The sequence below is a fragment of the Nocardia sp. NPDC058480 genome (assembly GCF_042720495.1).
In the GTDB taxonomy this organism is placed as follows: Bacteria; Actinomycetota; Actinomycetes; order Mycobacteriales; family Mycobacteriaceae; genus Nocardia.
Window position 1 is genome coordinate 586,430 of record NZ_JBHXMN010000002.1, and the last position, 26,131, is coordinate 612,560.

General features: G+C 67.9%; 21 protein-coding genes. 9 read left to right on the plus strand and 12 right to left on the minus strand.

Annotated elements, in window-relative coordinates; translation table 11 throughout:
- The first annotated feature begins 165 nt into the window (after positions 1–165).
- Complete coding sequence (locus ACFWO8_RS08300) at positions 166–1,050, plus strand: hypothetical protein (RefSeq protein ID WP_378945739.1); 885 nt, start codon at positions 166–168, stop codon at positions 1,048–1,050.
- Positions 1,051–1,157: 107 nt separating this feature from the next.
- Here the strand turns inward: ACFWO8_RS08300 and ACFWO8_RS08305 are convergent, their stop codons facing one another.
- A complete protein-coding gene (locus ACFWO8_RS08305; RefSeq protein ID WP_378945744.1) occupies positions 1,158–1,853 on the minus strand; it encodes a hypothetical protein in 696 nt (231 codons plus the stop codon).
- A gap of 883 nt (positions 1,854–2,736) precedes the next feature.
- Between ACFWO8_RS08305 and ACFWO8_RS08310 the strand changes: the two genes are divergently transcribed.
- The 3 genes from ACFWO8_RS08310 to ACFWO8_RS08320 are packed head-to-tail and all read left to right on the plus strand — an operon-like array spanning position 2,737 to position 7,174.
- Positions 2,737–3,702, plus strand: a complete 966-nt coding sequence (locus ACFWO8_RS08310) for an alpha/beta hydrolase (protein ID WP_378945749.1) — start codon at positions 2,737–2,739, stop codon at positions 3,700–3,702.
- Positions 3,699–5,468, plus strand: a complete 1,770-nt coding sequence (locus ACFWO8_RS08315; protein WP_378945754.1) for an ABC transporter ATP-binding protein — start codon at positions 3,699–3,701, stop codon at positions 5,466–5,468. The genes ACFWO8_RS08310 and ACFWO8_RS08315 overlap by 4 nt, the downstream gene beginning before the upstream one ends.
- Positions 5,465–7,174 carry an ABC transporter ATP-binding protein gene (locus ACFWO8_RS08320; protein WP_378945760.1) on the plus strand — a complete coding sequence of 570 codons (1,710 nt, stop codon included), beginning with the start codon at positions 5,465–5,467 and terminating at the stop codon, positions 7,172–7,174. Before ACFWO8_RS08315 ends, ACFWO8_RS08320 begins: the two co-directional genes overlap by 4 nt.
- A 48-nt stretch (positions 7,175–7,222) precedes the next feature.
- Here the strand turns inward: ACFWO8_RS08320 and pgl are convergent, their stop codons facing one another.
- Genes pgl through tkt form a run of 5 tightly spaced genes read right to left on the minus strand, consistent with a single transcriptional unit; the run spans position 7,223 to position 13,761 of the window.
- Entirely contained in the window at positions 7,223–8,008 is a 786-nt protein-coding gene (gene pgl, locus ACFWO8_RS08325; RefSeq protein ID WP_378945763.1) for a 6-phosphogluconolactonase, read from the minus strand.
- The gene (gene opcA, locus ACFWO8_RS08330) at positions 8,001–8,909 is read right to left on the minus strand and encodes a glucose-6-phosphate dehydrogenase assembly protein OpcA (protein WP_378946263.1); all 909 of its coding nucleotides are present in this window, start codon (positions 8,907–8,909) and stop codon (positions 8,001–8,003) included. Before opcA ends, pgl begins: the two co-directional genes overlap by 8 nt.
- Positions 8,906–10,477: a glucose-6-phosphate dehydrogenase gene (zwf, locus tag ACFWO8_RS08335; RefSeq protein ID WP_378945766.1), complete on the minus strand. Its 1,572-nt coding sequence runs from the start codon at positions 10,475–10,477 to the stop codon at positions 8,906–8,908. Before zwf ends, opcA begins: the two co-directional genes overlap by 4 nt.
- A gap of 4 nt (positions 10,478–10,481) precedes the next feature.
- Entirely contained in the window at positions 10,482–11,615 is a 1,134-nt protein-coding gene (tal, locus tag ACFWO8_RS08340) for a transaldolase (protein ID WP_378945769.1), read from the minus strand.
- 4 nt (positions 11,616–11,619) lie between these two features.
- On the minus strand, positions 11,620–13,761 hold the full coding sequence (gene tkt, locus ACFWO8_RS08345) for a transketolase (RefSeq protein WP_378945772.1): 2,142 nt from the start codon (positions 13,759–13,761) through the stop codon (positions 11,620–11,622).
- A gap of 440 nt (positions 13,762–14,201) precedes the next feature.
- On the opposite strand from tkt, the gene ACFWO8_RS08350 reads away from it, so the two are divergent.
- Complete coding sequence (locus ACFWO8_RS08350) at positions 14,202–15,194, plus strand: heme o synthase (protein ID WP_378945776.1); 993 nt, start codon at positions 14,202–14,204, stop codon at positions 15,192–15,194.
- A gap of 97 nt (positions 15,195–15,291) precedes the next feature.
- On the opposite strand, the gene ACFWO8_RS08355 is transcribed toward ACFWO8_RS08350, so the two are convergent.
- Positions 15,292–16,257 carry a quinone oxidoreductase family protein gene (locus ACFWO8_RS08355; RefSeq protein ID WP_378945779.1) on the minus strand — a complete coding sequence of 322 codons (966 nt, stop codon included), beginning with the start codon at positions 16,255–16,257 and terminating at the stop codon, positions 15,292–15,294.
- 76 nt (positions 16,258–16,333) lie between these two features.
- Between ACFWO8_RS08355 and ACFWO8_RS08360 the strand changes: the two genes are divergently transcribed.
- Positions 16,334–16,699 (plus strand): hypothetical protein, encoded by a 366-nt coding sequence (locus ACFWO8_RS08360; RefSeq protein WP_378945782.1) that lies wholly within the window; start codon positions 16,334–16,336, stop codon positions 16,697–16,699.
- Between the two features lie 70 nt (positions 16,700–16,769).
- Here the strand turns inward: ACFWO8_RS08360 and ACFWO8_RS08365 are convergent, their stop codons facing one another.
- From ACFWO8_RS08365 to ACFWO8_RS08385, 5 genes are all read right to left on the minus strand, one after another.
- A complete protein-coding gene (locus tag ACFWO8_RS08365) occupies positions 16,770–17,741 on the minus strand; it encodes a heme A synthase (RefSeq protein WP_378945785.1) in 972 nt (323 codons plus the stop codon).
- Positions 17,742–17,809: 68 nt separating this feature from the next.
- Positions 17,810–18,592 carry an ABC transporter permease gene (locus ACFWO8_RS08370; protein ID WP_378945788.1) on the minus strand — a complete coding sequence of 261 codons (783 nt, stop codon included), beginning with the start codon at positions 18,590–18,592 and terminating at the stop codon, positions 17,810–17,812.
- Positions 18,589–19,521 (minus strand): ABC transporter ATP-binding protein, encoded by a 933-nt coding sequence (locus ACFWO8_RS08375; RefSeq protein WP_378945791.1) that lies wholly within the window; start codon positions 19,519–19,521, stop codon positions 18,589–18,591. The genes ACFWO8_RS08370 and ACFWO8_RS08375 overlap by 4 nt, the downstream gene beginning before the upstream one ends.
- Positions 19,522–19,594: 73 nt before the next feature.
- Positions 19,595–21,313, minus strand: coding sequence for a polyprenol phosphomannose-dependent alpha 1,6 mannosyltransferase MptB (gene mptB, locus ACFWO8_RS08380; RefSeq protein ID WP_378945794.1), 1,719 nt, complete (start codon positions 21,311–21,313; stop codon positions 19,595–19,597).
- Between the two features lie 128 nt (positions 21,314–21,441).
- Positions 21,442–22,392 carry a rhomboid family intramembrane serine protease gene (locus tag ACFWO8_RS08385; protein WP_378945797.1) on the minus strand — a complete coding sequence of 317 codons (951 nt, stop codon included), beginning with the start codon at positions 22,390–22,392 and terminating at the stop codon, positions 21,442–21,444.
- Positions 22,393–22,716: 324 nt separating this feature from the next.
- Here ACFWO8_RS08385 and ACFWO8_RS08390 point away from each other — a divergent pair, with 324 nt between their 5' ends.
- Genes ACFWO8_RS08390 through sufD form a run of 3 tightly spaced genes read left to right on the plus strand, consistent with a single transcriptional unit; the run spans position 22,717 to position 26,122 of the window.
- Positions 22,717–23,511 (plus strand): helix-turn-helix transcriptional regulator, encoded by a 795-nt coding sequence (locus ACFWO8_RS08390; protein WP_378945801.1) that lies wholly within the window; start codon positions 22,717–22,719, stop codon positions 23,509–23,511.
- On the plus strand, positions 23,508–24,944 hold the full coding sequence (sufB, locus tag ACFWO8_RS08395) for a Fe-S cluster assembly protein SufB (RefSeq protein ID WP_378945804.1): 1,437 nt from the start codon (positions 23,508–23,510) through the stop codon (positions 24,942–24,944). The genes ACFWO8_RS08390 and sufB overlap by 4 nt, the downstream gene beginning before the upstream one ends.
- Positions 24,944–26,122: a Fe-S cluster assembly protein SufD gene (gene sufD, locus ACFWO8_RS08400; RefSeq protein WP_378945807.1), complete on the plus strand. Its 1,179-nt coding sequence runs from the start codon at positions 24,944–24,946 to the stop codon at positions 26,120–26,122. Before sufB ends, sufD begins: the two co-directional genes overlap by 1 nt.
- Positions 26,123–26,131 lie beyond the last annotated feature (9 nt).

Genomic DNA, 26,131 nt, shown 5'->3' on the forward strand with positions numbered 1-26,131 from the left:
CGGCGCCATATTGGTCATGTTTAGTGTGGCGCGTCCGGCACCGTGACGGTGCCGTATGTCGACATGATCAGAAGCGGGGAGTTCGAAATGGCCGGCAAGCACCGAAGAATCAAAGCAGGAGTGATCGCGAGGCGCGCGGCACCAGCATTAGGGATCCTTCCCGTCATGTTCGCTGTCGCCTGCACCAACACCGGCACCGATGTCGCGAGTTCGACATCGACCAGCCTGGCACCCAGCGACACGCAGGCGCCCAAAACCACCACGGCAACGCCGAACCCGGCGAAACCGGAACCGGGAACAGCCACCCCGCCGCTGCCCGGCGAGCGCGGCGGCGCGACACCCGTGGTCGGGCCGGGACGTACCACCACCGTGCAGCCTGGCGTCACCGCGCCGGGCGACGATCCGAACGCCGCGTTCGGGCCGCGCACCACCCCGCGTCAGCCGGGCGTCACCGTGCCGCGCGAGGCCAAGCCCGGCCCGTTCGGTGACTACGCTGTCCCGCCGGGCCACCGGACGGTGCCGAGCAATGAAAGTGCGCCGCCGGTCAACCTCGGTGCGCTGCACGCACCACAAGCGGTGGAGCCGGTTGCTCCCATCGCCCCACCGGACCGCACGCTGCGTCTGGGCGACTTCACCTCGCCGGTGCCCGACGCGGTGCCGGAAGACCTTCTCGACGGAGTGAACTCGGCTGCCGCCAACACCGAAGCCGCGATCGCCACCGGCGGAAAGTCGATCGGTATCGACCCGAGTCGCTCGGACAAGATCGCCGCGGGTGCCCTGGCGGGTGCGGCGGTGGGCGGTGTGCCGGCAGCGGTCGTGTGCGGCGTGGCGGGTGGGTTGATCACGTCTGCCACCCTCGCCCCTGCTGCCGCGGTAGCCGCTGGTACCGCTGCGGGCGCGGCAACGGCTGGTGTCATGGCTGCTCCGGCCGCGGGCGCGGCATTCGCGGCGACGGTCGCCGCCGGTTCGGCTGTCGGCGCTGTCGCCTGCGGCGTCCCAGCGGCCATTGTCGGCGGCGTCATCGGCGGCGCCGTGGGAAGCACGATCTGACGCTGCCTACATCGCTTCATCCATTTGTCTGAACGACGGTGCCCTCCAAGCCGAATCGGCTTGGAGGGCACGTCGTTCAGTGGGCCCGACCGTGTCCGGTCCGAATCTCACTGTCCCCGTTCGCGAATCGTCGCGATCATCGTTCGCCCGTCGCGGACGGTGGTGGTGATGAGCTGGGTGTAGAGCAGGTCGTCGGCTGATGTGCCGCCCGGACGACGTTCGGTCAGGTCGAGTTCGTAACTGTCCGGACCGATCTGGTTGATCTGGGCGCAGTAGGTGGTGCCGAGCGGCACGTACTTGTCGATGCCGTCCTGGATGATCGGGGCCGAACCGACGGTGTCGGCTTCGGGGGCCACATACGACCGTGCCTTCTCGCCGTTGCGGTCGGTGTAGAACGCGTACTCGAAGCCGAGGATCACCCCGGGGCCGGAGTTGTTGTCACCGTGACCGCGGCCGATGGTCAGGGTGCCGCGCTGTTCGTCGGCGCAGGCGAGTGGCCCTGCCGTCTTTCTCGTCGTGGTCGGCGGGCTGGTCGCGGCGACGACGACCGTCTCTTCCGGTTCGCTGTTCTGGCCGCGCACGACGACGTAGGTCATCGCCGCGGCCACGCCGACCGCGATCGTGGCCACCGAACCGAGCAGGATGACTCCCACCTTGCCGCGGCCCGATTTCGACGACGGATCGGTGGGCGTGGTGTTCGTCCGGCTGTCGTTGTAGAGGTCATCGAAAAGGTCGGCTTCATCCCACGAGGACTGCGACTGCTGGCGACCAGATACCTTGCCCGGCTTGAAGATCGCGGCCATCGGGTCGTCATCCCACGACGACGGAGGCTCGCGAAGTCGATCTTCCCGACTGGGCGGTGAGGGTTCGCGATTCGGTTCCTGCTGAATGGACGGCAGAGGCTCGTGATCCCGCTGACGGGGCGGTGGGGGCCGGCCATGTTGATCCCGCTGACTATGCGGCGGGGGTTCGCGATGCTGTTCGCGCTGACTCGGCGGCGGAGGTTCACGCCGATCCTGCTGAATCGGCCGTGAGGGTGCCGGGGCCGACCAGTCCGGCAGCCCATCGGCTCCGGCGGTGCGCATCGGCTCATTCCCCGCCGGGGCCCGGAACTGGGGCGGTGGCGCCGGGATCATCGGTTCCGGGGCAGGCTCCGGACCAGCGGGTCGCCACGAAGTCGGAGCCTGCTCGTGCAAACCCGCGACTGCGGCAGGATCAGGCCCGAGCGCATCCAGCGGAGGACCGAAGGGTGACCCCGAACTCTCGTCCTCCCATGAATCTGTGGAACCCACCCATCACCCTTTCCCTTCCCATGCCGGCACCTCGCACCCGGCCCAAGCGCAACTCAGCGCACGGGGCACGACACCACCGAGGCAGGCAACCCGTGGCGTTCCCGGTTCGGCGAACTCGCGTCCCCCGCCATACCGATCGCCCGACATTTTACCCGGTGCACCCCGGTGCGGGACCGGACGGGGATGGGCGGACAGGGGATTCGATCGACGGCTGTGCGATTGATCATGATCTGCCGGAAATAGGTTTGAACGACTCGAATGCGGCGTGAGTCGCCGCGCGAGCCGGTCGTCGAGAGTGACCGCATGTTTCCGAAAGCGCAGTGGTGGCCGCGGCTGTCAGGGTAGCTCTACATCGCCGGGAGACGGGTGGTGCGCGAGCGCCAGGAGGCAGATCATGCGAGGCAGAGTTCCTGTTCGGATGCGGGTGTTGGCCGCAGTGAAGCGTGGGCCGGATTGGGATTCGATCACCCCGGCAGAGGTCGTCGAGGGGCGTGGGGCGCAGGAGAAGTTGCGTCGGTCCGCTCTCGGGACGTTCATCACCGGTCGGTCGGATCGCGGTGCGCTCAGTACTGCCCACATTCTCGAACTGCCCGGTCGCATGCTGAATGTTCGGGTGCATCGGCCGGTGCACGGGGGTTCGGGGCTCCCGTTGATCGTCGCGTTTCACGGTGGTGGGTTCATCAGCGGGGTGCCCGAGCAGGACGATTGGCTGTTGAGTCATCTGGCTGCCGAGTGTCCGGCCGTGGTGGCGTCGGTGGACTATCGGCTCGCGCCGGAGCATCCGATTCCGGCGGCCGTCGAGGATGCCCGGGATGCGGTGCGGGTACTCGTCACGCGGGCGGGGCAGTGGGGTGCGGACGGGGCTCGGCTCGCGCTGCTCGGTAGCAGTGCGGGGGCTTGTCTCGCGGCGTTGACCGCCTTCGAGACTCGTGAGCTGCGGACCCAGGTACTGATCAACCCCCAACTCGATTGGACCGCCGGGGTGTTCGAGTATCCTTCGTTCACCGAGAACGCCGACAGCCCCACCGCGACGCCCGCCAATTGCCGTGCGGTGCAACGCATCGCGCTGCCCGAAGGTTTCGACGCGCGCGCGATATCGCCGATGTTCCACGACGACCTCGCCGGTTCCGCCCCCACTCTCATCCAGTCCGCGGGGCTGGATCCGCTCGAGGATCAATCGTCTGCCTACGCCGATCGTCTACGGCAGGCCGGCGCCGAGGTGACGCTGACCCGCTATCCCGAAGCGACACACGGCTTTCTGAGCATGTCGGGGCTGATCCCTGCCGCCCGACCGGCTCGCGCGGAGATTCTCGATCATCTACGCAGCCACCTGGCTGTGCGTTCGGGAGCCCGTCGATGACCACCATCGGCGAACAGGCTCCGGCAACGAGCCTGACAAGGCTGCTCCGGCCGTATCTCGGCAGTTTCAGCGCTGTGGTGATCCTTCAGGTCGTCGGCGCCGTCGCGGGGCTGACCCCCTTGCTGGCCGTAGTCGAGCTGGGTCGGACCTTGTTGTCGCCCGGCGAGGTCGATCGCGCTCACGTGTGGCTCGTCGTGCTGACCGGAGCGGCGGGCCTGCTGGTCCGATTGCTGTGTACCGCAGCCTCTTCGGCGATCGGGCACCTGCTCGACGATCGAGTCCAGCTGTCGTTCCGGCGGCAGCTGGCCGATCAGTTGGCGCGGGTGCCGATCGGCTGGTTCGCGCGGCGTCGCACCGGTGAGCTGGCGAAGATCGTGGGCGACGATGTGAGCGCCGTCCACCCGTTCATCGCCCACGCGCCCGGCGAACTGGTGTCCGCGTTCGTGGTGCCGTTGGTCTCGCTGGTCTACCTGTTCACCGTCGACTGGCGGCTCACCCTCATCACCCTGATCCCGGTCGTGCTGGCCATCGCGCTCGTTCCCTTGATGATGACCCCCACCCGGCTGCGCGAACAGCGGGATTTCGATACCGCCATGGGTGGTATCGCCAGCTCGGTCGTCGAGTTCGTGCAGGGCATCGCGGTGGTGAAGGCGTTCGGTGGGTCCGAGCGTGCCCATCGCAGATTCCGCACGGCCACTGATGATTTCGCCGACATCTTCCTGCGGATGGTGCGGGGGCTGGCGGGGATCGCGGCGGCCATGCAGGTGGCGCTGTCGCCGCCGTTCGTACTGTTGGTCGTGCTGATCGGCGGTGCGGTGCTGATCACGAACGGTGCGATGGCCCCGGCCGATCTGCTGCCGTTCCTGCTGCTCGGCATCGGCCTGACCGCACCCGTGGCGGCGCTCGGGCACGGTTTCGACGATCTCCAGGCCGCTCGGCGCGCGGCAGACCGGATTCGCGATGTTCTCGACGAGGCGCCGCTGCCCGAGCCGACCCGCCCGAGGGCACCGCAGGGGCATCGGGTGGAGCTGCGTGGGGTGCGGTTCGGTTACGACGCCGAACACGAAGTGCTGCGCGGGATAGACCTGGTGCTCGAGCCCGGCACCGTCACGGCACTCGTCGGGCCATCGGGCAGCGGCAAATCCACCCTGGTTCAGCTGCTGCCGCGGTTCTTCGACCCGACCCACGGCACGGTCTCCCTCGGCGGAGTCGACCTGCGCGAACTCGGTAGCCGAGAGCTCTATCGAACGGTCTCGTTCGTCTTCCAGGATGTGCGGCTGCTGCGAGCATCGGTCGCGGACAATATCGCCCTTGCTGTCCCACATGCGGACCGTGACACCGTGATTCGCGCCGCTCACCTGGCGAATATCCACGACCGCATCCTGGAGTTGCCACGCGGCTACGACACGGTGATCGGCGACGACGCGGCCTTGTCCGGTGGTGAGGCGCAACGGATTTCGCTGGCGCGGGCACTGCTCTCCGACGCGCCGGTGCTGGTTCTGGACGAGGCGACCGCCTTCGCGGACCCACAGACCGAACAGGCGGTGCGACAGGCCTTGGCGTCGCTCGGTCGCGACCGGACCATCCTCGTGATCGCCCATCGGCTGGAGACGATCGCCGACGCCGACACGGTCGTGATGCTCGACAACGGCACCATCGTCGAACGCGGCCGACCCGCCGATCTGCTCGACCGGCGAGGAAAGTTCGCCGACTTCTGGCACTCGCACCGAGCGGTGACCGCGGAACTACAGGGAGACCCACGATGATTCGCATGCTGTTGCGCGTGCTCGGACCCGAGTACGCAGGACCGGTACGGCGCACCGTCGCGTTGATGACCGTGACCGCGGTCGCCGAGGGACTGTCCTATGCGCTACTGGTTCCCGTGCTGCGAGCGCTGTTCGGTGACGATCCCGCCGACGCCCGGCCCTGGCTGATCGCGCTGGGTGGCGCCGTCGCTCTCTACGCGGCACTGCGATACCGCAGCGATCTGTCCGGTTTCCGCGTCGGGACCACACTGCTGCGTGGTGTGTACTACCGACTCGGTGACCATCTGGCCCGACTGCCCATCGGCTGGTACACGGCAGGTCGGGTGGGTGAGGTGTCCGTGCTCGCCAGTCGTGGTGTCCTGCAGGCGTTGAGCGTGATCGCGCATTTGATGTCGCCGCTCATCTCCGCCGCCGTGACGCCGCTGACGATCATCGTCGTGATGTTCGCGTTCAACTGGCAGTTGGGGTTGGCAGCGGCCGCCGCCGTACCGATCGTCGCCGCGATTCAGCTCTGGTCGGGGCGCGCGATGGCAGTCGGTGACGCGCAGCGGCACGAACGTGACCACGACACCGCACAACGTGTCATCGAATATCTGCAGGCCCAGCCGGTTCTGCGGGCTGGAGGGCGGACCGCGCAACGGTTCGACCTGCTCGACGATTCGCTACAGGAACTCGCGCGCCTGTCGCGCCGCCGAGCATTCACGGCCCTGCCCGGAATCCTCGGCCTCTCGCTGGCGGTGCAAGCGGTGTTCACCGTGCTACTGGCACTCGGCACGTACCTCGCCCTCGGCGGAGATATCGGTGCGGCAGAGTTTTCGGCGATCCTGATCCTCGCCGCTCGCTGCGCCGACCCGCTGCTCTCACTCGCTGATATCGGCGGCCAACTCCGCAGCGCTCGATCCGAACTGGTGCGTCTGGATGCGCTCCTGCGGACTGAGACCTTGCCGGAACCCAGCACCCCGCTGCAGCCGCAAGCCCACGACCTGACCTTCGACGCCGTCACCTTCCAGCACGGCACCCGCGCGGTGCTCGACGAAGTATCGCTGACAGTTCCCCAAGGACAACGTCTGGCTGTGGTCGGACCGTCCGGAGCGGGTAAGACCTCTCTTCTGCAACTGATCGCCCGCTTCTACGACGTCGACGCGGGCACGGTTCGCATCGGCGGCGTCGACGTGCGTTCCATCAGCAGCGAAACGCTGATGGCCCAGTTCGCCATCGTCTTCCAGGACGTCTACCTCTTCGACGGCACGATCGAAGACAACATCCGCCTCGGACGCCCCGACGCCACCGACGAACAGGTGCGAACAGCCGCGAGCGCGGCCCGCCTCGACGAGGTGATCGACCGTCTCCCCGGCGGCTGGGCAACGAACGTCGGCGAAGGCGGCACCGCACTGTCCGGCGGTGAGCGCCAACGTGTGTCGATCGCCCGAGCCCTGCTGAAGGACGCCCCGATCGTCCTGCTCGACGAGGTGACCTCCGCCCTCGACCCCGTGAACGAGGCCGCCGTCCACGCGGGAATCGAACGCCTGATGGCAGGCCGAACCGTGGTGATGGTGGCCCACCGCCTACGCACCGTCCGCCGCGCCGACCGCATCGTCTTCCTCGACCACGCCCACATCGCGGAAGACGGCACCCACGACGAACTCCTCAGTCGGGCGGGCCGCTACGCCGGCTTCTGGGCGAGTTCCCTGACCCCGGTCATCTGACACGACGAAGCCCGGGCCCGATCATCGGGCCCGGGCTTGCTCAGCGTGCTAATCCTCGTCGAGCAGCAGACCCGTCGCCGCGGGTTCATCGATCACCCAGGTGGTCGACTCGATGCCGACCGCGCCTGCCGACGGGATGTCGTCGGGGGAGGCGCCGCCTACCGCGGCGGCTACCGCGGCGGCTTTGGCTTCGCCGCTGACCACGAGCATCACGTGGCGGGAGCGGTGGATCGCGGGCAGGGTCATCGTGACCCTGGTCGGCGGGGGTTTCGGGCAATTGTGAACGGCGACAACGTAATCCGTTGTCTCCTGCACCGCGGGGGAGTGCGGGAACAAGGAGTCGATGTGGCCTTCGGGGCCCATGCCGAGGACCGTGAGGTCGAACTCGCCGCGTTCGTCGAGTTCGGTGTGCACGAGCTGGGCGTAGGCGGCGGCGGCTTCCTCCGGGGTGCTGTAGGGGCCGTCGGAGGGGCCTATCGGGAAGACGTGGGCCGGGTTCAGCGGGACGAAGTCCAGGAGCGCCTCGCGGGCCTGGAGTTCGTTGCGGTCCTTGTCGCCGACGGGGACGAAACGCTCGTCGCCCCAATAGACGTACAGGGTGGACCAGTCGATGTCGCCGGGGGACTGGCGGACACGTTGGAGCAGGCGGATGCCGTCGCTGCCGCCGGTGAGCGAGACCGAGGCGTTGCCGCGTTCGGCCTGGGCGGCGACGATCACGTCGACGAAGCGTTCGGCGGCCGCGTCGGCGAGCAGGTCGGCGTCGTCGTGGATCTCGATGGTGTTGGCGGGGAATTCGGCACCGAGGTCGTCGTGGCTGTCGAAATGCTCACTCATAGGTCACCTTCTCGATTCCGGCGAGCGCCTCGGCGTAGATCTCGTCGGCGTCGAGCCGGCGCAGTTCTTCGGCGAGGCAATCGCGAGTTTCCCGGCGTGCCAGCGCGATCCGCTGGTCGGGTTCGCCGGTGCGGGTCAGCGTTGCCGTCCTTCCTAATTGCGGGCGTTCGATGGCGATCGAATCGGTGGCGCGCTGGATCAGGACCTTCAACTCTCCGGTCTTGCGGATCACCGGGCAGTGCAGACGCGAGGCCAGCCAGCCGGCCAGGGTGTCGAGTGCGGGTTCGGAGGCCAGACCCGACACGGTCACCGAGGTGACCGGTTCGAACGGTGGCTCGTCGAGCGCCGCGGCCAGCAGGGCCCGCCAGTAGGTGATGCGGCTCCACGCGAGATCGGTGTCACCGGCCGCGTAGGAGAAGCGGCGCTTCTTGATCGCGACCTGGGGATCGGGGGCGTAGGTGGCGTCGGTGATGCGGCGTTTGGCCAGCTTGCCCACCGAGTCCATCGACGGGTACTCCGGCGCGCCACGCGGCCACCATGCCACCACCGGGGTGTCGGGCAGCAGGAAGGGGGTCACGACGCTGCTCTCGTGGTTCACCAGCGCGCCCTGCAGGCGCAGCACGATCACCTCGGCCGCACCGGCGTCACCACCGACGCGGATCTGGGCGTCGAGGCGGGTCTCGGCGTCGCGGTCACCGCGGGCCAACACGATCACCCGGCAGGGATGCTCGCGGCTGGCGTCGTTGGCGGCGTCGATCGCGTCCTCGGCCTCGGAGGAGTCCAAGGTGCAGACCACCAGGGTGAGCACTCTGCCCTGGGTGATCACGCCGTTGGTCTCGCGCAACTGCACCATCCGCTTACCGACATCGACGGTGTTGGTGTCGGGCATGTCGACGATCACGGACGCCGCCATTCCCGCCCGCTGCGCGCGAGCATCTCATCGGCCGAGGTGGGACCCCAGGTACCGGCCTCGTAGGGTTCGGGTTTGCCGCCCGCTGCCCAGTGCGCGAGCACGGGATCGAGGATGCGCCAGGACAATTCGACCTCCGCGTTCACCGGGAACAGCGACGGCACGCCGAGCAGCACGTCGAGGATCAGCCGTTCGTAGGCCTCGGGGGAGGACTCGGTGAACGCCTCGCCGTAGCTGAAGTCCATGTTCACGTCGCGTACTTCCATGCCCGAGCCCGGGACTTTCGAGCCGAAGCGCAGGGTGATGCCTTCGTCCGGCTGCACCCGGATGACCAGCGCGTTCTGGCCGAGTTCCTCGGTCATGGTCTGGTCGAAGGGCAGGTGCGGCGCGCGCTTGAACACCACCGCGATCTCGGTCACCCTGCGGCCCAAGCGTTTTCCGGTGCGCAGATAGAACGGCACACCCGCCCAGCGCCGGTTCTCCACGTGCAGGGTGAGCGCGGCGTAGGTCTCGGTCCGCGACTGCGGATCGAAGCCCTCCTCCTGATGCAGGCCCACCACGTGCTCGCTGCCCTGCCAGCCCTCGGTGTATTGCCCGCGCGCGGTCGTCTCATCCAGCGGCGCAACGAGTTTGGTGGCCGAGAGGGCCTTGATCTTCTCGGTGGTGAGCTGCATCGGCTCGAAGGAAGTGGGCTCCTCCATCGCCGTCAGCGCGAGCAGCTGCAACAGGTGATTCTGGATGACATCCCGCGCGGCGCCGATGCCGTCGTAATAGCCTGCGCGGCCACCCAATCCGATGTCCTCGGCCATGGTGATCTGCACGCTGTCGACATAGTTGGCGTTCCAGATCGGCTCGAACAACTCGTTGGCGAAGCGCAGCGCCAGAATGTTCTGGACCGTCTCCTTGCCGAGGTAGTGGTCGATGCGAAAGACCTGCTCCTCCGGGAAGACCCGGTTGACCAGGGCATTGAGCTCCTTGGCGCTGGTCAGGTCGTGGCCGAACGGCTTCTCGATCACCACGCGCCGCCACGGGGTGTACCCGTCGGGCTCGGGTTTGGCCTGGGCCAGATGGTGTTCGGAGAGCTGATCGAGCACCACGGGGAACATATTCGGCGGAATCGACAGGTAGAACGCGTAATTGCCGCCGGTGCCCCGGGTTTCGTCGAGGTTGGCCAAGGTATCGGCGAGCGTCGCGAAGGCCGCGTCGTCGTCGAAACTGCCCTGCACGAACCGCACACCCTCGGCCAGGTGGTCCCAGACCTCCTGACGGAAGGGGGTGCGCGCGTGCTTCTTCACGGCCTCGAGTACCACCGAGGCGAAGTCTTCGTCGGCGTAATTGCGCCGGGCGAAGCCGACCAGGGCGAAACCAGGGGGCAACAGCCCCTGGTTCGCCAGGTCATAGATGGCCGGCATCAGCTTCTTGCGGGACAGATCTCCGGTGACACCGAAGATCACCAGGCAGCACGGGCCCGCGATGAAGGGAACACGTTTGTCGCGTTCGTCGCGCAGCGGGTTGTGCCACAGCCCCGCCGCCTGATCCGTCGATGCTGTGCCGGCCATCGTGTCAGTTGCCCTCCGCCGCGACGCCGAGCGCGCCGGTGGTGGCCTCGATCAACTCTTCCCACGCGCTCTCGAACTTGTCGACGCCTTCGCGCTCGAGCAGCGCGAACACATCGTCGAGATCGATACCGGCCGCTGCCAGATCGGCGAAGACCTGGGCGCCCTCGGCACCACGGCCGCTGAGGGTGTCGCCGAGCACCTCACCGTGATCGGCGAACGCCTGCAGCGTCTTCTCCGGCAGGGTGTTGACGGTGTTCGGGCCGACGAGTTCGGTGACGTAGAGGGTGTCGGGGTAGTCGGGGTTCTTCACCCCGGTCGACGCCCACAGGGGCCGCTGCCGGTTGCCACCCTGCGAGGCCAGGTGGTTGTAGGTGGAGGTATGCGCGCCACCGTCGAACACGTCCTGGTACTCGGCGTAGGCCAGCCGGGCGTTGGCCACACCGGCCTTGCCGCGCAGGGCAAGGGCTTCCGGGGTGCCGATCGCCTCGAGGCGCTTGTCGATCTCGGTATCCACCCGGGAGACGAAGAACGACGCGACCGAGTGGATCTTGGCCAGGTCGTGGCCGGAGATCTTGGCGTTGCGCAGACCGTCGAGGTAGGCGCCCATCACCGCGCGGTAGCGCGGCACCGAGAAGATCAGCGTCACGTTCACGCTGATGCCCTCGCCGATCACCGAGGTGATCGCGGGCAGGCCCGCCTCGGTGGCCGGGATCTTGATGAACAGGTTCTTGCGGTCGACGATCTTCCACAGCTCGATCGCCTGGGCGACGGTCTTGTCGGCGTCGAAGGCGAATCGCGGGTCGACCTCGATCGACACGCGCCCGTCCACGCCACCGGTCGATTCGAACACCGGCGCGAGCACGTCGCAGGCGGCGCGCACATCGTCGGTGGTCATCGTGCGGATCGCCGCGTCGGCGTCGGCGCCTTGGGACGCAAGGTCTTTCAGCTGCGCTTCGTAGGCGTGGCCCACACTCAGCGCGGCCTGGAAGATGCTCGGGTTGGTGGTGACACCGACGACGCTGCGGGTCGCGATCAGTTCGGCGAGATTGCCGGACTGGATGCGATCACGCGAGAGATCGTCGAGCCACACCGAGACGCCCGCGGCCGAGAGCGCGGCGAGATTCTCGTTCTGTTCCATGGTCTTACCCCTTCACCTTGTCGGTGGAACGCAGTGCCGCGCGGACGACGGCATCGGGGGTGATACCGAATTCGCGGTACAGAGTCTTGTAGTCGGCCGACGCGCCGAAGTGATCGATGGACACGATCTCGCCCGCGTCACCGACGAATCGGTACCACGGCATCGCGATACCGGCCTCGACCGCGACTCTGGCCCGCACCGACGGGGGCAGCACCTCGTCGCGGTATCCCTGATCCTGCGCGTCGAACCACTCCACACACGGCATCGAGACCACGCGGGTCGGGATGCCCTGCTCTTCCAGCGTAGTGCGCGCGGCGACCGCGAGGTGGACCTCGGAGCCGGTGCTGATGAGGATCACTTCCGGGGTGCCGGTGGATGCCTCGGCCAGCACGTAGCCGCCCTTCTTGACACCCTCGTAGCTGGTGCCCTCCAGGGTCGGCACGTCCTGGCGGGTCAGTGCCAGCGCGGACGGGCCGTCCTGATGGGGCGACTCGTGCACCGAGAAGTGCGAGGTGTGCTCGTCGGAGTCACGCTCGAGCACGGTGCGCCAGGCGTGGACGGTCTCGTTGGCGTCGGCCGGGCGCACCACGTTGAGGCCGGGGATCGCGCGCAGCGCGGCCAGGTGCTCGATCGGCTGGTGGGTCGGGCCGTCCTCGCCGAGGCCGATGGAGTCGTGGGTCCACACGTAGATGGCGGGCACTCGCATCAGCGCGGCCAGGCGCACGGCCGGGCGCATGTAGTCGCTGAACACGAGGAAGGTGCCGCCGTAGGGGCGGGTCGGGCCGTGCAGTGCGATGCCGTTGAGGATCGAGCCCATCGCGTGCTCACGGATACCGAAGTGCAGGGTGCGCCCGTACGGGTTGGCCTTCCACGCGCCGGTGGAGATCGACTCGGGGCCGAAGCTCGCCTGGCCGGGCATCGTGGTGTTGTTGGACTCGGCCAGGTCGGCCGAACCGCCCCACAGCTCGGGCAGCTCGTCGGCGACCGCGGCGAGGAACTTGCCCGACGCCTTGCGGGTGGCCATGCCCTTGGGATCGACCTCGAAGCTCGGCAGTGCTTCGGTCCAGCCCTTGGGCAGCGAGCGGGTCTGCAGGCGGTCGAAGAGTTCCTTGTTCGACGGGTTGGCCTCGGCCCACTGGTCGAAGCTCTGCTGCCACTTCGCCTGTGCTTCGGCGCCGCGGGCCAGTGCCTTGCGGGTGTGCTCGATGACGGCCGGGTCGACGTCGAAGGACTTCTCCGGGTCGAAGCCGAGCGCCTTCTTCACCGCGGCGACCTCGTCGGGGCCGAGCGCGGCGCCGTGCGCGCCACCGGTGTTCATCTTGTTCGGGGCGGGGAAGCCGATGATGGTGCGCAGGATGATGATCGAGGGCTTGGACGTTTCGGCCCTGGCCGCGTCGAGGGCCTTCTCGATGGCCACCACATCTTCGCCGCCTTCGACGATCTGCACCTGCCAGCCGTAGGCCTCGTAGCGCTTGGCCACGTCTTCGGTGAAGGCGATGTCGGTGTCGTCCTCGATGGAGATCTCGTTGTCGTCGTAGATCACCACGAGGTTGCCCAGCTGCTGGGTGCCCGCGATCGAGGAGGCCTCGGCGGTGACGCCCTCCTGCAGGTCGCCGTCGGAGGCGATCGTGTAGATGAAGTGGTCGAACGGGCTGGTGCCCTCGGGGGCGTCCGGATCGAACAGCCCGCGCTCACGTCGCGCGGCCATCGCCATGCCGACCGCCGAGGCCAGACCCTGACCCAGCGGGCCGGTGGTGATCTCGACGCCGTCGGTGTGGCGGAATTCGGGGTGACCCGGGGTGAGCGAGTCCCACTGGCGCAGCTGCTCGAGATCGGTCAGCTCCAGGCCGAAACCGGCCAGGTAGAGCTCGATGTAGAGGGTGAGGCTGGAATGCCCACAGGACAGCACGAACCGGTCGCGACCCACCCAGCGCGGCTCTGCCGGGTTATGGCGCATCGTGCGCTGGAAGAGGGTGTAGGCGACCGGCGCGAGGCTCATCGCGGTGCCGGGGTGCCCGTTGCCCGCCTTCTGCACGGCGTCGGCAGCGAGTACCCGGGCGGTGTCGACGGCCTTGGTGTCGATGTCCGTCCAGTCGCTGGGGTAGTTCCGCTGAGTGAGGGCGCGAATGTCGTCTGTGACTGGCACGACCGTGGTTCTCCTGACCTAGGTTTCGTCGACGGCGATAGCTTGGCAGCGGCGATGATGATCGAAGCGGGTCGCACGCGGCCGGGATGCGTACCGATGTTCACCGAATACCCTAGTGGTGCCGCTACACCGGATTGGCGCGAACCCTGGCGATGAGTCTAGTTCGGATCCCCGCGTACCGGCGGTGTGCGGTATCGACCATCGCCGCGGCGCGCGCGATGGGCGTTCACCTGCGCGTCGGTGCGGGTTCACCGCCACGTGGGCCCGCGATGAGCAGTGGCCGGGCGTAGTGACCGCGCCCACGGTGGCGGGGGTCTGGCGTGGAGCGGCAGGTGAGTGGGTCTACCATCCTCTGTAGTAGTGGCCGCGCCGCAGCCGCGCGCTGCTCGTTCCATTACCGGATGCGAAGCGAAGCGAAGCACAGCGTGCGAGGAGAAACAGTGCGGATCGGTCACGAGCCGGGTAATAGCGGTGCGCACGGAACTTCGTCGACGGCGCTGGCCGACCGCATCGCGGGCGACAGTCTCGCCGCGCGGATAGTGCGCAAGCCCCTTGCCTACATCGCGCTCACCAAGCCACGCGTCATCGAGCTGCTGCTCGTCGCGACCATTCCGACGATGCTGCTGGCGGACCGTGGCACCGTCGATATCCGGCTCATCCTGGTCACCCTGTTCGGTGGCTGGATGGGCGCGGCCAGTGCCAACACCCTCAACTGTGTCGCCGACGCCGACATCGACAAGGTGATGAAGCGGACCGCACGGCGGCCACTCGCCCGCGACGCGGTGCCCACCTCGCACGCGCTCGTATTCGGCGTCGTGCTCGGCGCGATCTCCTTCGCCTGGTTGTGGTGGCAGGCCAACCTGCTCAGCGGCGCGCTCGTCGTCGCGACGATCCTGTTCTACGTTTTCGTCTACACCAAGGGCCTCAAGCGCCGGACCTCGCAGAACGTGGTGTGGGGCGGCGCGGCCGGGTGTATGCCCGCATTGGTCGGCTGGTCCGCGGTGACCGGCGATATCGGCTGGCCCGCCCTGGTGCTGTTCGCGGTGATCTTCTTCTGGACGCCGCCGCACACCTGGGCGCTGGCCATGCGCTACAAGGAGGACTACCGCGCGGCCGGTGTGCCGATGCTGCCGGTGGTCGCTACCGAGCAGGTGGTGACCAAGCAGATCGTCATCTACACCTGGTTGACGGTGCTCGCCACGATGGCGTTGGTGCCCGCGACGGGAGCCATCTACGCGGCGGTCGCGCTGGTGGCCGGTGCCTGGTTCCTGCTGATGGCGCACCAGCTCTACGCCGGGGTGCGCCGTGGTGAGCCGGTGAAGCCGCTGAAGTTGTTCCTGCAGTCGAACAACTACCTCGCGGTGGTGTTCTGTGGTCTGGCTGTCGACTCGGTGCTCGGCTGGGACACGGTGGGCAGCCTCATCGGGCTGTAAGACATTCGCGAACAGTGGCCGGGCAGTGATTGCCCGGCCACTGTTGTTTCCGGACCAGGCCCGCAGGCCGGGCACCAGAGTGCCCGGCCTCCGCCGGCTAGGGCAGCAGGACGATCGAGCCGGTGGTCTTGCGGTCGGCCAAGTCGCGATGCGCCTGGGCCGCGTCGGTCAACGGATAGGTGGCGCCGATGCGAAGGTTCACTGTTCCTGCGGCGATCCAGTCGAAGACATCCGTTGCGCGCCAGAGGAATTCGGTGCGGTCGCGGGTGTATGCGCCCAGGGACGGGCGAGTCAGCCACAGCGAACCGGCGGGGTTGAGGCGCTGGGGGTCGAAGGGTGGGACCGGGCCGCTGGCCGCGCCGAAGAGGGCGAGGGTGCCGCGGATGCGGAGCGAGGCGAGGCTCGCTTCGAAGGTGCTGGCGCCGACGCCGTCGTAGACCGCGGCGACGCCGATGCCGTCGGTGAGGTCGCGGACTCGGGCCGCGAGGTCGTCGCCGTAGTGCAGGACGTCGGTGGCGCCTGCTTCGCGGGAGAGTTTCTCCTTGGCGTCGGTGGAGACCGTGGTGATCACCCTGGCGCCCTTCGCGACGGCCATCTGAGTGAGCAGCAGGCCGACGCCGCCCGCGCCCGCGTGGATGAGCACCGGGTCGCCGGGTTCGGGGGAGAACACCGATTCGGTCAGGTAGTGCGCGGTCATGCCCTGGAGCAGGGCGGCCGCCGCGACGGCGGGGTCGACGTCGTCGGGCACCTTCACCGCGACGGCCTCGTCGACCGCGACCATGTCGGCGTAGCTGCCGGGCGCCGACGCCCAGGCGACTCGGTCGCCGATCGAGAACTCGGTGACGTCCGAGCCGATCGCCACCACGATGCCGGTGCCCTCGGAGCCGGGAAGGTAGGGCGTCGCCTGCGGGTACTGGCCGGTGCGGAAGTAGATGTCGATGTAGTTGACACCCACACCCTGGGTCTCGACCAGCAGCTGACCCGGTCCGGCCTGCGGGTCTGCCACCTCGACGTACTGCAGGACCTCGGGACCACCGTGCTCGGAAACCTGAATCGCGCGCATGAGTTCTCTTTCTACACCTCGTGTTCCAGACCACTCGGGGCTGGACTGGAAACTACCGGCCGGTAAACTCGCCTCCATGAGTACAACCGCCGCCCCCGAGGCCGTGAAGGTGCCGGCCGAGGTCGAGAAGTCCATCGTGAAGTTCGTCGCCGAGCACGGTGGTTCGGGCACGGCCGTGCTGCAGTACATGGGCAAGCAGGGCGTGCGGATCACCCTGGTCGGTGCCGACGGCATCCTCGGCGACCGGGTAGTCGGCGATATGGCGATCGCGAAGGCGATTGTCGAGCGCGTCGACGGTCTCGCCGAGACCGACGAGTGGAACCGCGAGCTGGTCTCGGTCGTTACCCCGGCCGCGTCGCACTGGGCCAAGATGGCCGGCTGGGTCGCCCGTCAGACCAAGTTCCCCAAGGCGCGCAACTCGAAGTTGTTCGCAGGCGCCTGACGACCACTGACGAGAAAGCCCGCGAATCGCACTGCGACGCGGGCTTTTTCGTTGTCCGAGGTGTCAGGCCTCAGCGCGCGGAAGTCTGTGACAAGGCGGGCGCGTCGATCGTCTCGCGGGTACGCAGCGATGCCCACAGTGCGGCGGTCGCCGCGGTGCAGGCCGCGGCTCCACCGACGTGGATCGCGACGAGCGCGGCAGGTACGTCGGTGAAGTACTGGACGATGCCGACGAGCGCCTGCGCCAGTACCAGCCCGAGCAGCACGAACAAGCGCTTGCGGATGGCCGCCGACATACCGACGGCGTACAGGCCGAAGGCGAGCCCGATCAGCAGCGCCAGGTAGCCGATCAGCAACTGCGAGTGCAGGTGCACGAGCGTGACGATCTCGACCTCGAGTCGCTCGACCTGCCGCTCGATACTCTTGTCGCCGGCATGCGGCCCGGCCGCGGTGACCAGTGTGCCCGCGATGAGCACACCCGCGAGCGCCACGCCGGACAGCGCGGTGAGCCAGCGCAGGGGAGCGGGCACCTGGACGGTCTCGATGCCGTCGTCGGGTTCGCTGATCTTCGCGTACAGCACCACCGCGAGCCACACCATCACCATCGAGACGAGCAGGTGCACGGCCACGGTCCACCACAGCAGCCCGGTGCGCACGGTGATCCCGCCGATGATCGCCTGCACCACGGTGCCGCCGGGCATCAGCCAGGCGTAGACCAGAACTTCCTTGCGCCTGCGCGCCCGGACGACGGCCAGCACGATCAACGCGGCGCACAGCGTCACCGCGAAGGTGAGCAGCCGGTTGCCGAACTCCACGGTCTGGTGCAGGACCGGTACTTCCGAGACCCCGATCGGGGTGAAGCTGCCGGGGAAGCACTGCGGCCAGGTCGGGCAGCCGAGGCCGGAGGCGGTGACGCGAACGATCGCGCCGGTCACCGAGATTCCCGCCTGGCTGAGGATCACCGCGATGGCGATGAGCCGCTGCACCCGCAGCGAGGGGAGCGGCAGCCGGTCGACGAGGCCAACGAAGGCGCGATACAGCACGTCAGGAATGGTACCGGCCGGGAATTCGGCGCTGATACCAGGGCTACTACAGTGCGTCGTTGGTCACGTCAGCTGAAGCGGAACAGCCGGGTCGCGAGCCACCCGCACACCACGCCCCACGCCGCGAGCACCGCCACCCCGAACCAGTCGATCGATCCCGACAGGGCCGTGTCCAGCGCGTAAGCCAGCGCGCCGGACGGGATGAGCCGCGCGATCACGGTCAGCGCGGTGGGCAGGGTGTCGCCGACGAGCACCAGGCTGGCGATGCCGAGCATGATGAACCACAAGATATTGGCCAGCGCGAGCACGACCTCGGCCTTGAGCGTCCCGCCCAGCAGCAGCCCCATCGCCGCGAAGGTGGCCGTGCCGAGGGCGATCACCAGCGCGCCGAGGGCGAGTCCGCCGATGCCCGGCCGCCACCCCAGCGCGACGCCGATCGCACCCAGCAGCATCGCCTGCAGCACCACCACGATCAGCACGGCCGCGCACTTGCCCGCGATCACGCCCCAGCGGGGCAGCGGTGTTGCGCCGAGCCGTTTGAGGGCGCCGTAGCGACGGTCGAAGCCGACGGCGATGGCCTGGCCGGTGAACGCGGTCGACATCACCGCGGTCATCATCACCATCGGCACGATCCGGTCGACCCGGTGCTCGCCGAGGTCGCCGAACGGCAGCAGGGTGAGCCCGATGAGCAGGGTGATCGGGATGAACATGGTGAGCAGCAGCTGTTCGCCGTTGCGCAGCAACAGTTTCAGCTCGAGCCCGGTCTGCGCTGTGAGCATCGCGGTACGCGTGGCGGGACGCGGGTCGGGCGTGAAGGTGCCGGGCAGGAAACGGCTGGTGGTCTCGCTCATCCGCGCAGGTCCCGTCCGGTCAGTTCGAGGAAGACGTCTTCGAGGCGACGCTGGTCGATGCGGATGTCGGTGGCCAGCACGTCCATCCTGGCGCACCAGGCGGTGACGGTGGCCAGCACCTGCGGGTTGATCTCACCCTCGACGAGATAGGTGCCCGGCGTCGTCTCGCGTGGCGAAAAGCCTTCCGGCAGAGCCGATGTGAGCAGTTTCAGGTCGAGTTTCGGCGGTGCGCAGAACCTCAGCTGGCCTGCCGCGCCGTGGGCGGTGACCTCGGCGGGGGTGCCCTGGGCGACGATCTGCCCGTGATCGATGATGACGAGCTGGTCGGCGAGCTGTTCGGCCTCGTCCATCATGTGCGTGGTGAGCACGACGCTCACGCCGTCGCGGCGCAGGGCGTCGATGAGTTCCCAGACGATCAGCCTGGCCTGGGCGTCCAGCCCGGCGGTTGGTTCGTCGAGGAACACGATCTCGGGCTTGCCGACGAGCGCGCAAGCCAAGGCGAGCCGCTGTTGCTGGCCACCGGACAGGCGACGATAGGGGGTGCGGCGATTGTCCTGCAGGCCCAGCGTCGACAGCAGCCAGTCGGGGTCGATGGGATCGGCGGAGTAGGCCGCGACCAGGTCGAGCATCTCGCCCGCGCGGGCACCGGGATAGGCGCCGCCGCCCTGGAGCATCACGCCGATGCGTGGGCGCAGCTGTTCGGAGTCGGCGATCGGGTCGAGGCCGAGGACGCGGACGGTGCCCGCGTCCGGGCGCACGAAGCCTTCGCACATCTCGACGGTGGTGGTCTTGCCCGCGCCGTTGGGACCGAGCAGAGCGAACACCTGGGCGGGCTCTACGTCGAACCGGAGACCGTCTACTGCGGTGGTCTCGCCATAGCGCTTGACCACACCGTCGACGCTCACGGCGGGTCCAGGGCGACTTGTCACGACCGCGCCTGCCTGACACTCGGCTCCGTCGCGCCAAAAGGTGCTGTGCCCTTGGTTCGCTCGCTGCGCTCCCTCACGTTGTCACACGGTAAGGCGTGGCCTCCTGTGACGGAGCCGACACCCCCGACTGTGCCCGCCAGGGCAGGGTGTGGCGGGTGAGCGCGAAGAACAGCGCGAAGCACACCACGGCCGCCAGTGCGGCGCCGACGATCTGGAAAACCTGGAACTCCGCGCCGCGCGGCATCGTCAGCATCGAGGGTATCGCCGAGAACGCGACGGCGGGGACTCTGAACGCGGGTTGAGTCGCCCACGCGGCCAGCGGCACGATCGCCCACAGCAGGTACCAGGGTTGGACCACCGGGAACAGCAGCACGATCGCCGCGAGGGAGACACCGAGCGCGCCGACCGGATGGAGTCGGCCCAGGCCGGTGGCGACGAGCATGCGGACGGTGATGAAGGCCGCCACCGCCCCCGCGATCGGGCGGGTGATCGACAGCAGTGCGGTCGTATGGTCGCCCAGGCCGAGCAGTACGCCGCCAAATCCTGTGACGATCCCGACAATGGTCGGCAGTGACATCCAACTGCGCACCGCGCCCGCGACTCCCAGGGTATGGACCCAGCCGAAGCCGAGCCCGCTGATGAATCCGATGAAAAGCGTTGTCGCCACAGCAATGACGCCCAACATCGCCGCAGACTTGACGACGGCCGTGAAGGTGCCGCCCCAACGCCTGGCCAGCGCCATCCCGACGAAGCCGAGCGCGATGATCGAGGTGAGTTTGAACGAGGACGACAGGGTGATCACTATGGCGCCACAGATCAGCAGGCCGTAGGCGCGGGCGTCGAAAGGTGGTCGATTCGTTGCCATCAGCGGGTCGGGTCTGCCTCCTTCGCCGTAGATCGCGCGCAGCGTCAACTCGACACCGGCGAGCATCAAGCCGAGCATCATCGCGTCGTTGTGCACGCCGCCGACCAGGTGGAGCAGCACCAGCGGGTTGGCCGCACCGAGCCACAACGCACTTACCGGCGCCACCCCGCACCGCACCGACAACCGCGGCAGCGCCCACACGATCAAGGCCACCCCCGCCAACGCCAGCAACCGGTGTGCCCATACGCCGGCGATGATGTTCTCTCCGGTCAGTTCCGCGATCCCGCGGCCGATCCACAGGAAAAGCGGACCGTACGGCGCGGGCGTATCACGCCAGATCGTCGGCACATTGTTGGTCAGCACATTGTCGATCCCGAGTCCGGCGACCGGCCCTTCGGAATACGGATCGATCCCGCGGGCGGCGATCTCGCTCTGCGCCAGATAGGAATAGACGTCGTTGCTGAACATCGGTGGAGCCACGGACAGCGGGATGATCCACAGCAGCAGGGTGCGATCCAGTTGCGAGCGGGTCAGCCGGTGCAACGGTGATCCCGCGAGGCCACCGATCGCGAACCGCCCCAGCAGCAACCACGCCCCGATCACCAGCGCGGTGCCGAACATGCACATCGCGAGTGACCCGGTGTGCGCTCGCGCGAAGATACCGAGCACCCGCACACCCGAGACCGGGTTCTGATGCACCGGTTGGGCGCCGATCCCGAGGGCCGCGATCGCCATGAGCACCGTGCCGGTCGCGCCCATCAGCCGGATCCGGTCCAATTGCGCGCGTTCGCGCTTGTCGAGCCCGGGGACCTCGGTCTCGTCGCGATGCAGCACCGCGACGGTGTGATCGGGCGTCGACACGTCGAGCCCGAGAGCTCGCCGCCCGAACGCCAGTGTCTTGCGCGCCGCGCCCTCCAGTACCGCCACGAAGTCAGAGCCTAGTGTGCGCGGACCCGGCAGGGTTCATTCGCGCACAGCGGGAGCGAAGGTGAAGGTGCGCCCAATGGGTGCAGGGCGACAGCGCTCGTCGGCCGGTTACGCACGGTCGCAGCGAACTACCTTGGTGCTTCGACGGGCGTCGGCGCGGTCACGGCAGGTGGTCCGACGAATACCGGCTGTGAGCGCAGCGACAGTACGGCGGCGATGATCACGGCCACGCAGATCACCGCGACCGTGCCCAATGTCGCCCAGCCGATGCGCTGGGCGGACTGCTGATCGCGGGCCGACAGCCAGCCGGGCACGAACAGGATGCCGAGCGCGCTCAACGTGCCCGCGGCCAGACCGCCGAGGTGGCCCCACAGCGAGATCCCCGGGATCGAGAAACTGATCAGCACATTCACACCGATGACCACCAACATCGGCGTCGGGCTCTGCCGCAACCGGATCAGCGTCACCGTGACAGCGCCGAACAGGCCGTATACCGCGCCGGAGGCACCGGCCGTCGCCGTCACCGAGTCCGACAGCGCCATCACCGCCGCCGACCCACCGAGCAGCGAAACCAGATAGACGCACCCATACCTGACCCGGCCGAGCACCTGCTCGAGGTCGCGACCGACGACATAGAGGGCGAACATGTTGACCAGCAGATGGATCGCGCCGTAATGCAGGAACCCCGATCCGAGCAGTCGCCACCACTCGCCGTCGGCCACCAGCAGCGGGACCAGGACGAACTCGCGGAACACCGACGATCCGCGATAGTTGTCCATCGGACTTCCGGCCTGCGCCGCGGTGATCACATAGACCAGCACATTGACCGCGATCAACCCGTAGCTCACATAGGGCACGGCCCCGCCTTGGCGTGCCCCGCTGACGGTCCGTACCGGCCGCACGTCCCGCTGCCCCTGCCGCACACAGTCGACACAGTGCTGCCCGACCGAAGCCGGGCGCAGGCATTCCGGACAGGCGGGCCGCCCGCATCGCGTACACGCGAGTGCGGTAGGCCGATCAGGATGACGGACACACGTTGGTGTGAGCGGGTTCGACACCCTGCCATCGTGCCAGACCACGGCCCCCGACCGCCTCGTTCGCCACCGCGCACCCGGACCGCCGATCGCTACGATGTGGTGCGAAGATCGCTCGCGAGCAACGCCGTGAGAGCGTGGTGACGCGCTGTCCGGCGCCGGGCGCGGCGGTGCCTGCCGCCAGGCGGTCGCGGTGGAAGACCTGTGCGATGGGTCACCTGGCTGAGCGTCGGCGATCGGCTCGAAAGGGCCGCACCTGGGGTTTTATCGGGTGAGGGGGCGTCCCGATGATCTTCATCGCAGGTCAGGGCACCCTTTGTCAGGTGACCCTTATTAGATTTAGGGAAGCAATTCCGCCACACTGGTGTTGTGAAAACCGTGGGTTTGCGGACAGACGTGGAAAGTGACGGTCGTAAGACGACCGGCACTCGGTCGTCTGCTGTCCCCGCGGCGACCGCACACGAAGGGCAGACCAGGGCGGCTATCGTCCAGTTGCTGCTGGAGCAGGGGCCGATCACCGCGACGGCGATCGGCACCGAACTCGGTCTCGCGCCCGCCGGGGTGCGCAGGCACCTCGACGCGCTCATCGACGCGGGCCAGGCTCGGGCGAACCGCTCGGCGCCGTGGCAGCAGAAAGGGCGCGGCAGGCCGGCCAAGCAGTACCAGCTCACCGCGGCGGGCCGGGGCAATCTCGGCCACGCCTACGACGATCTGGCCGGTGCGGCGATTCGCCAGCTCGGCGAGATCGGTGGCGACGCCGCGATCGCCGAATTCGCGCGCAAGCGGGTTCGCGTGATCGTCGACGGCATCGAGCCCGTCGCCGACCACACCGCACCGGTGATCGAAGCCAAGGTGGAGGAGATCGCGGAAGCGTTCGCCGAGGCCGGTTTCGCCGCCACCACCCGTCAGGTCGGCGCCGGTGTGCAGATCTGTCAGCACCACTGCCCGGTGGCCCACGTCGCCGAGGAGTTCCCGCAGCTGTGCGCCGCCGAATTGGACGCTTTCCGCGACCTGCTCGGCACCCACGTGCAGCGACTTGCGACCATCGCCAACGGCGATTGCGCCTGCACCACCCACGTACCGCTGGTCGCGGTGCCGAAGATCCCATCCGCTGCACAGCCCGCAGCGGGACGAACGAACGACTCCGGAAGGAGTGCCGAATGACGACCTCTACCGACCAGGTGCAACCGCTCACCCAGGACGAAACCATCGCCTCGCTGGGCACCTACGGTTACGGCTGGTCCGACTCCGATGTGGCAGGCGCCAGTGCGCAACGTGGCCTGTCGGAGGCCGTCGTCCGCGACATCTCGGCGAAGAAGAGCGAAGAGGAGTGGATGCTCGACGTGCGCCTCAAGGCGCTGCGCATCTTCGACCGCAAGCCCATGCCGAACTGGGGTTCGGACCTCGGCGGCATCGACTTCGACAACATCAAGTACTTCGTGCGCTCGAGCGAGAAGCAGGCCGAGAGCTGGGAAGACCTGCCCGAGGACATCAAGAACACCTACGACAAGCTGGGCATCCCGGAAGCGGAGAAGCAGCGTCTGGTGTCCGGTGTCGCGGCGCAGTACGAGTCCGAGGTCGTCTACCACTCCATCCGCGAGGACCTGGAGAAGCAGGGCGTCATCTTCCTCGACACCGATACGGCGTTGAAGGAGCACCCGGAGATCTTCCACCAGTACTTCGGTTCGGTCATCCCCGCCGGTGACAACAAGTTCTCCGCGCTCAACACCGCCGTCTGGTCGGGTGGCTCGTTCATCTACGTGCCGCCGGGCGTGCACGTCGACATCCCGCTGCAGGCCTACTTCCGGATCAACACCGAGAACATGGGCCAGTTCGAGCGGACGCTGATCATCGTCGACGAGGACGCCTACGTCCACTACGTCGAGGGTTGTACAGCCCCGATCTACAAGTCCGACTCGCTGCACTCCGCGGTCGTGGAGATCATCGTGAAGAAGGGCGGCCGCTGCCGCTACACGACCATCCAGAACTGGTCGAACAACGTGTACAACCTGGTCACCAAGCGGGCCAAGGCCGAGGCGGGCGCCACCATGGAGTGGGTCGACGGCAACATCGGCTCCAAGGTCACCATGAAGTACCCGGCGGTCTGGATGACCGGCGAGCACGCGCACGGCGAGGTCCTCTCGGTCGCGTTCGCGGGCCCCGGCCAGCACCAGGACACCGGCGCCAAGATGCTGCACCTGGCCCCGCACACCTCCTCGACCATCGTGTCGAAGTCGGTGGCGCGTGGCGGCGGTCGCGCGTCGTACCGCGGTCTGGTCCAGATCAACAAGGGCGCCAACGGGTCGAAGTCGACCGTGAAGTGTGACGCGCTGCTGGTCGACACCATCAGCCGCTCCGACACCTACCCCTACGTCGACATCCGCGAGGACGACGTGACGATGGGTCACGAGGCGACCGTCTCGAAGGTCTCCGAGGAGCAGCTGTTCTACCTGATGAGCCGCGGCCTCACCGAGGACGAGGCGATGGCGATGGTGGTGCGCGGCTTCGTGGAGCCGATCGCCAAGGAATTGCCGATGGAATACGCATTGGAACTGAACCGGCTCATCGAGCTGCAGATGGAAGGGGCCGTGGGCTGATGTCGACGCTCGAGACGCCGACCCAGAACCCTGGCGCGGGCGCCGCGGTCAACAAGGGCGAGGTCTTCACCTCGTTCGACGTCGACCAGTTCGAGATCCCGTCGGGTCGCGACGAGGCGTGGCGGTTCACCCCGCTGCGCCGCCTGCGCGGCCTGCACGACGGCACCGCCGTTGCCGATGGTGTAGCCACCGTCGAGGTGAGCGAGGTCGCCGGAGTCACCGTGGAAACGGTGGGTCGCACCGACTCTCGTCTCGGACAGGCCGGTACCCCCGCGGATCGTGTTGCCGCCCAAGCCTATTCGGGCTTCGAATCGGCGACCGTGATCACCGTCGGCCCGGAAACCGAGGTCTCGGACCCGGTCACCGTCACCATCACCGGTCCCGGTGAGGGCAAGACCGCCTACGGTCACCTGCAGGTGCGCCTGGACAACTTCGCCGTCGCCACCGTGGTCATCGACCAGCGCGGCAGCGGAACCTTCGCCGAGAACGTCGAATTCGTGCTCGGTGACAGCGCCAAGCTCACCGTCGTCGCGGTCCAGGAATGGAACGAAGACGCCGTGCACGTCACCGCGCATCACCTGAAGCTGGGCCGTGACGCGAACCTGCGCCACGTGTCGGCGACCCTCGGCGGTGACCTGGTTCGCCTGTCCGGCACCGTGCGCTACGCCGGTCCCGGTGGTGAAGCGGAGCTGTTCGGCCTGTACTTCGCCGACGCGGGCCAGCATTTCGAGCAGCGTCTGCTGGTCGATCACGCCGAGCCCAACTGCAAGTCCAATGTGCTGTACAAGGGTGCGCTGCAGGGCGATCCGGCCTCGGCCAAGGGCGACGCTCGCACTGTCTGGATCGGCGACGTGCTGATCCGCGCGGCCGCCGAGGGCACCGACACCTACGAGGCGAACCGCAACCTGGTGCTCACCGACGGCGCGCGCGCCGACTCGGTGCCGAACCTGGAGATCGAGACCGGCGAGATCGCCGGTGCCGGACACGCGAGCGCCACCGGCCGTTTCGACGACGAGCAGCTGTTCTACCTGCGCGCTCGCGGCATTCCCGAAGACGTCGCCCGCCGCCTGGTGGTGCGTGGCTTCTTCTTCGAGATCATCCAGAAGGTCACGGTCCCCGAGGTCCGGGAGCGGCTCGAGGCGGCCATCGAGGCCGAACTCGCCACTGTCGGTATCTGACTCACCTAC

Excerpts from the sequence above, each read along its gene's own strand:
- ACFWO8_RS08300 (WP_378945739.1), top strand. The coding sequence starts at position 166 with ATGTTCGCTGTCGCCTGCACCAACACCGGCACCGATGTCGCGAGTTCG.
- ACFWO8_RS08305 (WP_378945744.1), bottom strand. The coding sequence starts at position 1,853 with ATGGCCGCGATCTTCAAGCCGGGCAAGGTATCTGGTCGCCAGCAGTCG.
- ACFWO8_RS08310 (WP_378945749.1), top strand. The coding sequence starts at position 2,737 with ATGCGAGGCAGAGTTCCTGTTCGGATGCGGGTGTTGGCCGCAGTGAAG.
- ACFWO8_RS08315 (WP_378945754.1), top strand. The coding sequence starts at position 3,699 with ATGACCACCATCGGCGAACAGGCTCCGGCAACGAGCCTGACAAGGCTG.
- ACFWO8_RS08320 (WP_378945760.1), top strand. The coding sequence starts at position 5,465 with ATGATTCGCATGCTGTTGCGCGTGCTCGGACCCGAGTACGCAGGACCG.
- pgl (WP_378945763.1), bottom strand. The coding sequence starts at position 8,008 with ATGAGTGAGCATTTCGACAGCCACGACGACCTCGGTGCCGAATTCCCC.
- zwf (WP_378945766.1), bottom strand. The coding sequence starts at position 10,477 with ATGGCCGGCACAGCATCGACGGATCAGGCGGCGGGGCTGTGGCACAAC.
- tal (WP_378945769.1), bottom strand. The coding sequence starts at position 11,615 with ATGGAACAGAACGAGAATCTCGCCGCGCTCTCGGCCGCGGGCGTCTCG.
- ACFWO8_RS08355 (WP_378945779.1), bottom strand. The coding sequence starts at position 16,257 with ATGCGCGCGATTCAGGTTTCCGAGCACGGTGGTCCCGAGGTCCTGCAG.
- ACFWO8_RS08360 (WP_378945782.1), top strand. The coding sequence starts at position 16,334 with ATGAGTACAACCGCCGCCCCCGAGGCCGTGAAGGTGCCGGCCGAGGTC.
- ACFWO8_RS08370 (WP_378945788.1), bottom strand. The coding sequence starts at position 18,592 with ATGAGCGAGACCACCAGCCGTTTCCTGCCCGGCACCTTCACGCCCGAC.
- sufB (WP_378945804.1), top strand. The coding sequence starts at position 23,508 with ATGACGACCTCTACCGACCAGGTGCAACCGCTCACCCAGGACGAAACC.
- sufD (WP_378945807.1), top strand. The coding sequence starts at position 24,944 with ATGTCGACGCTCGAGACGCCGACCCAGAACCCTGGCGCGGGCGCCGCG.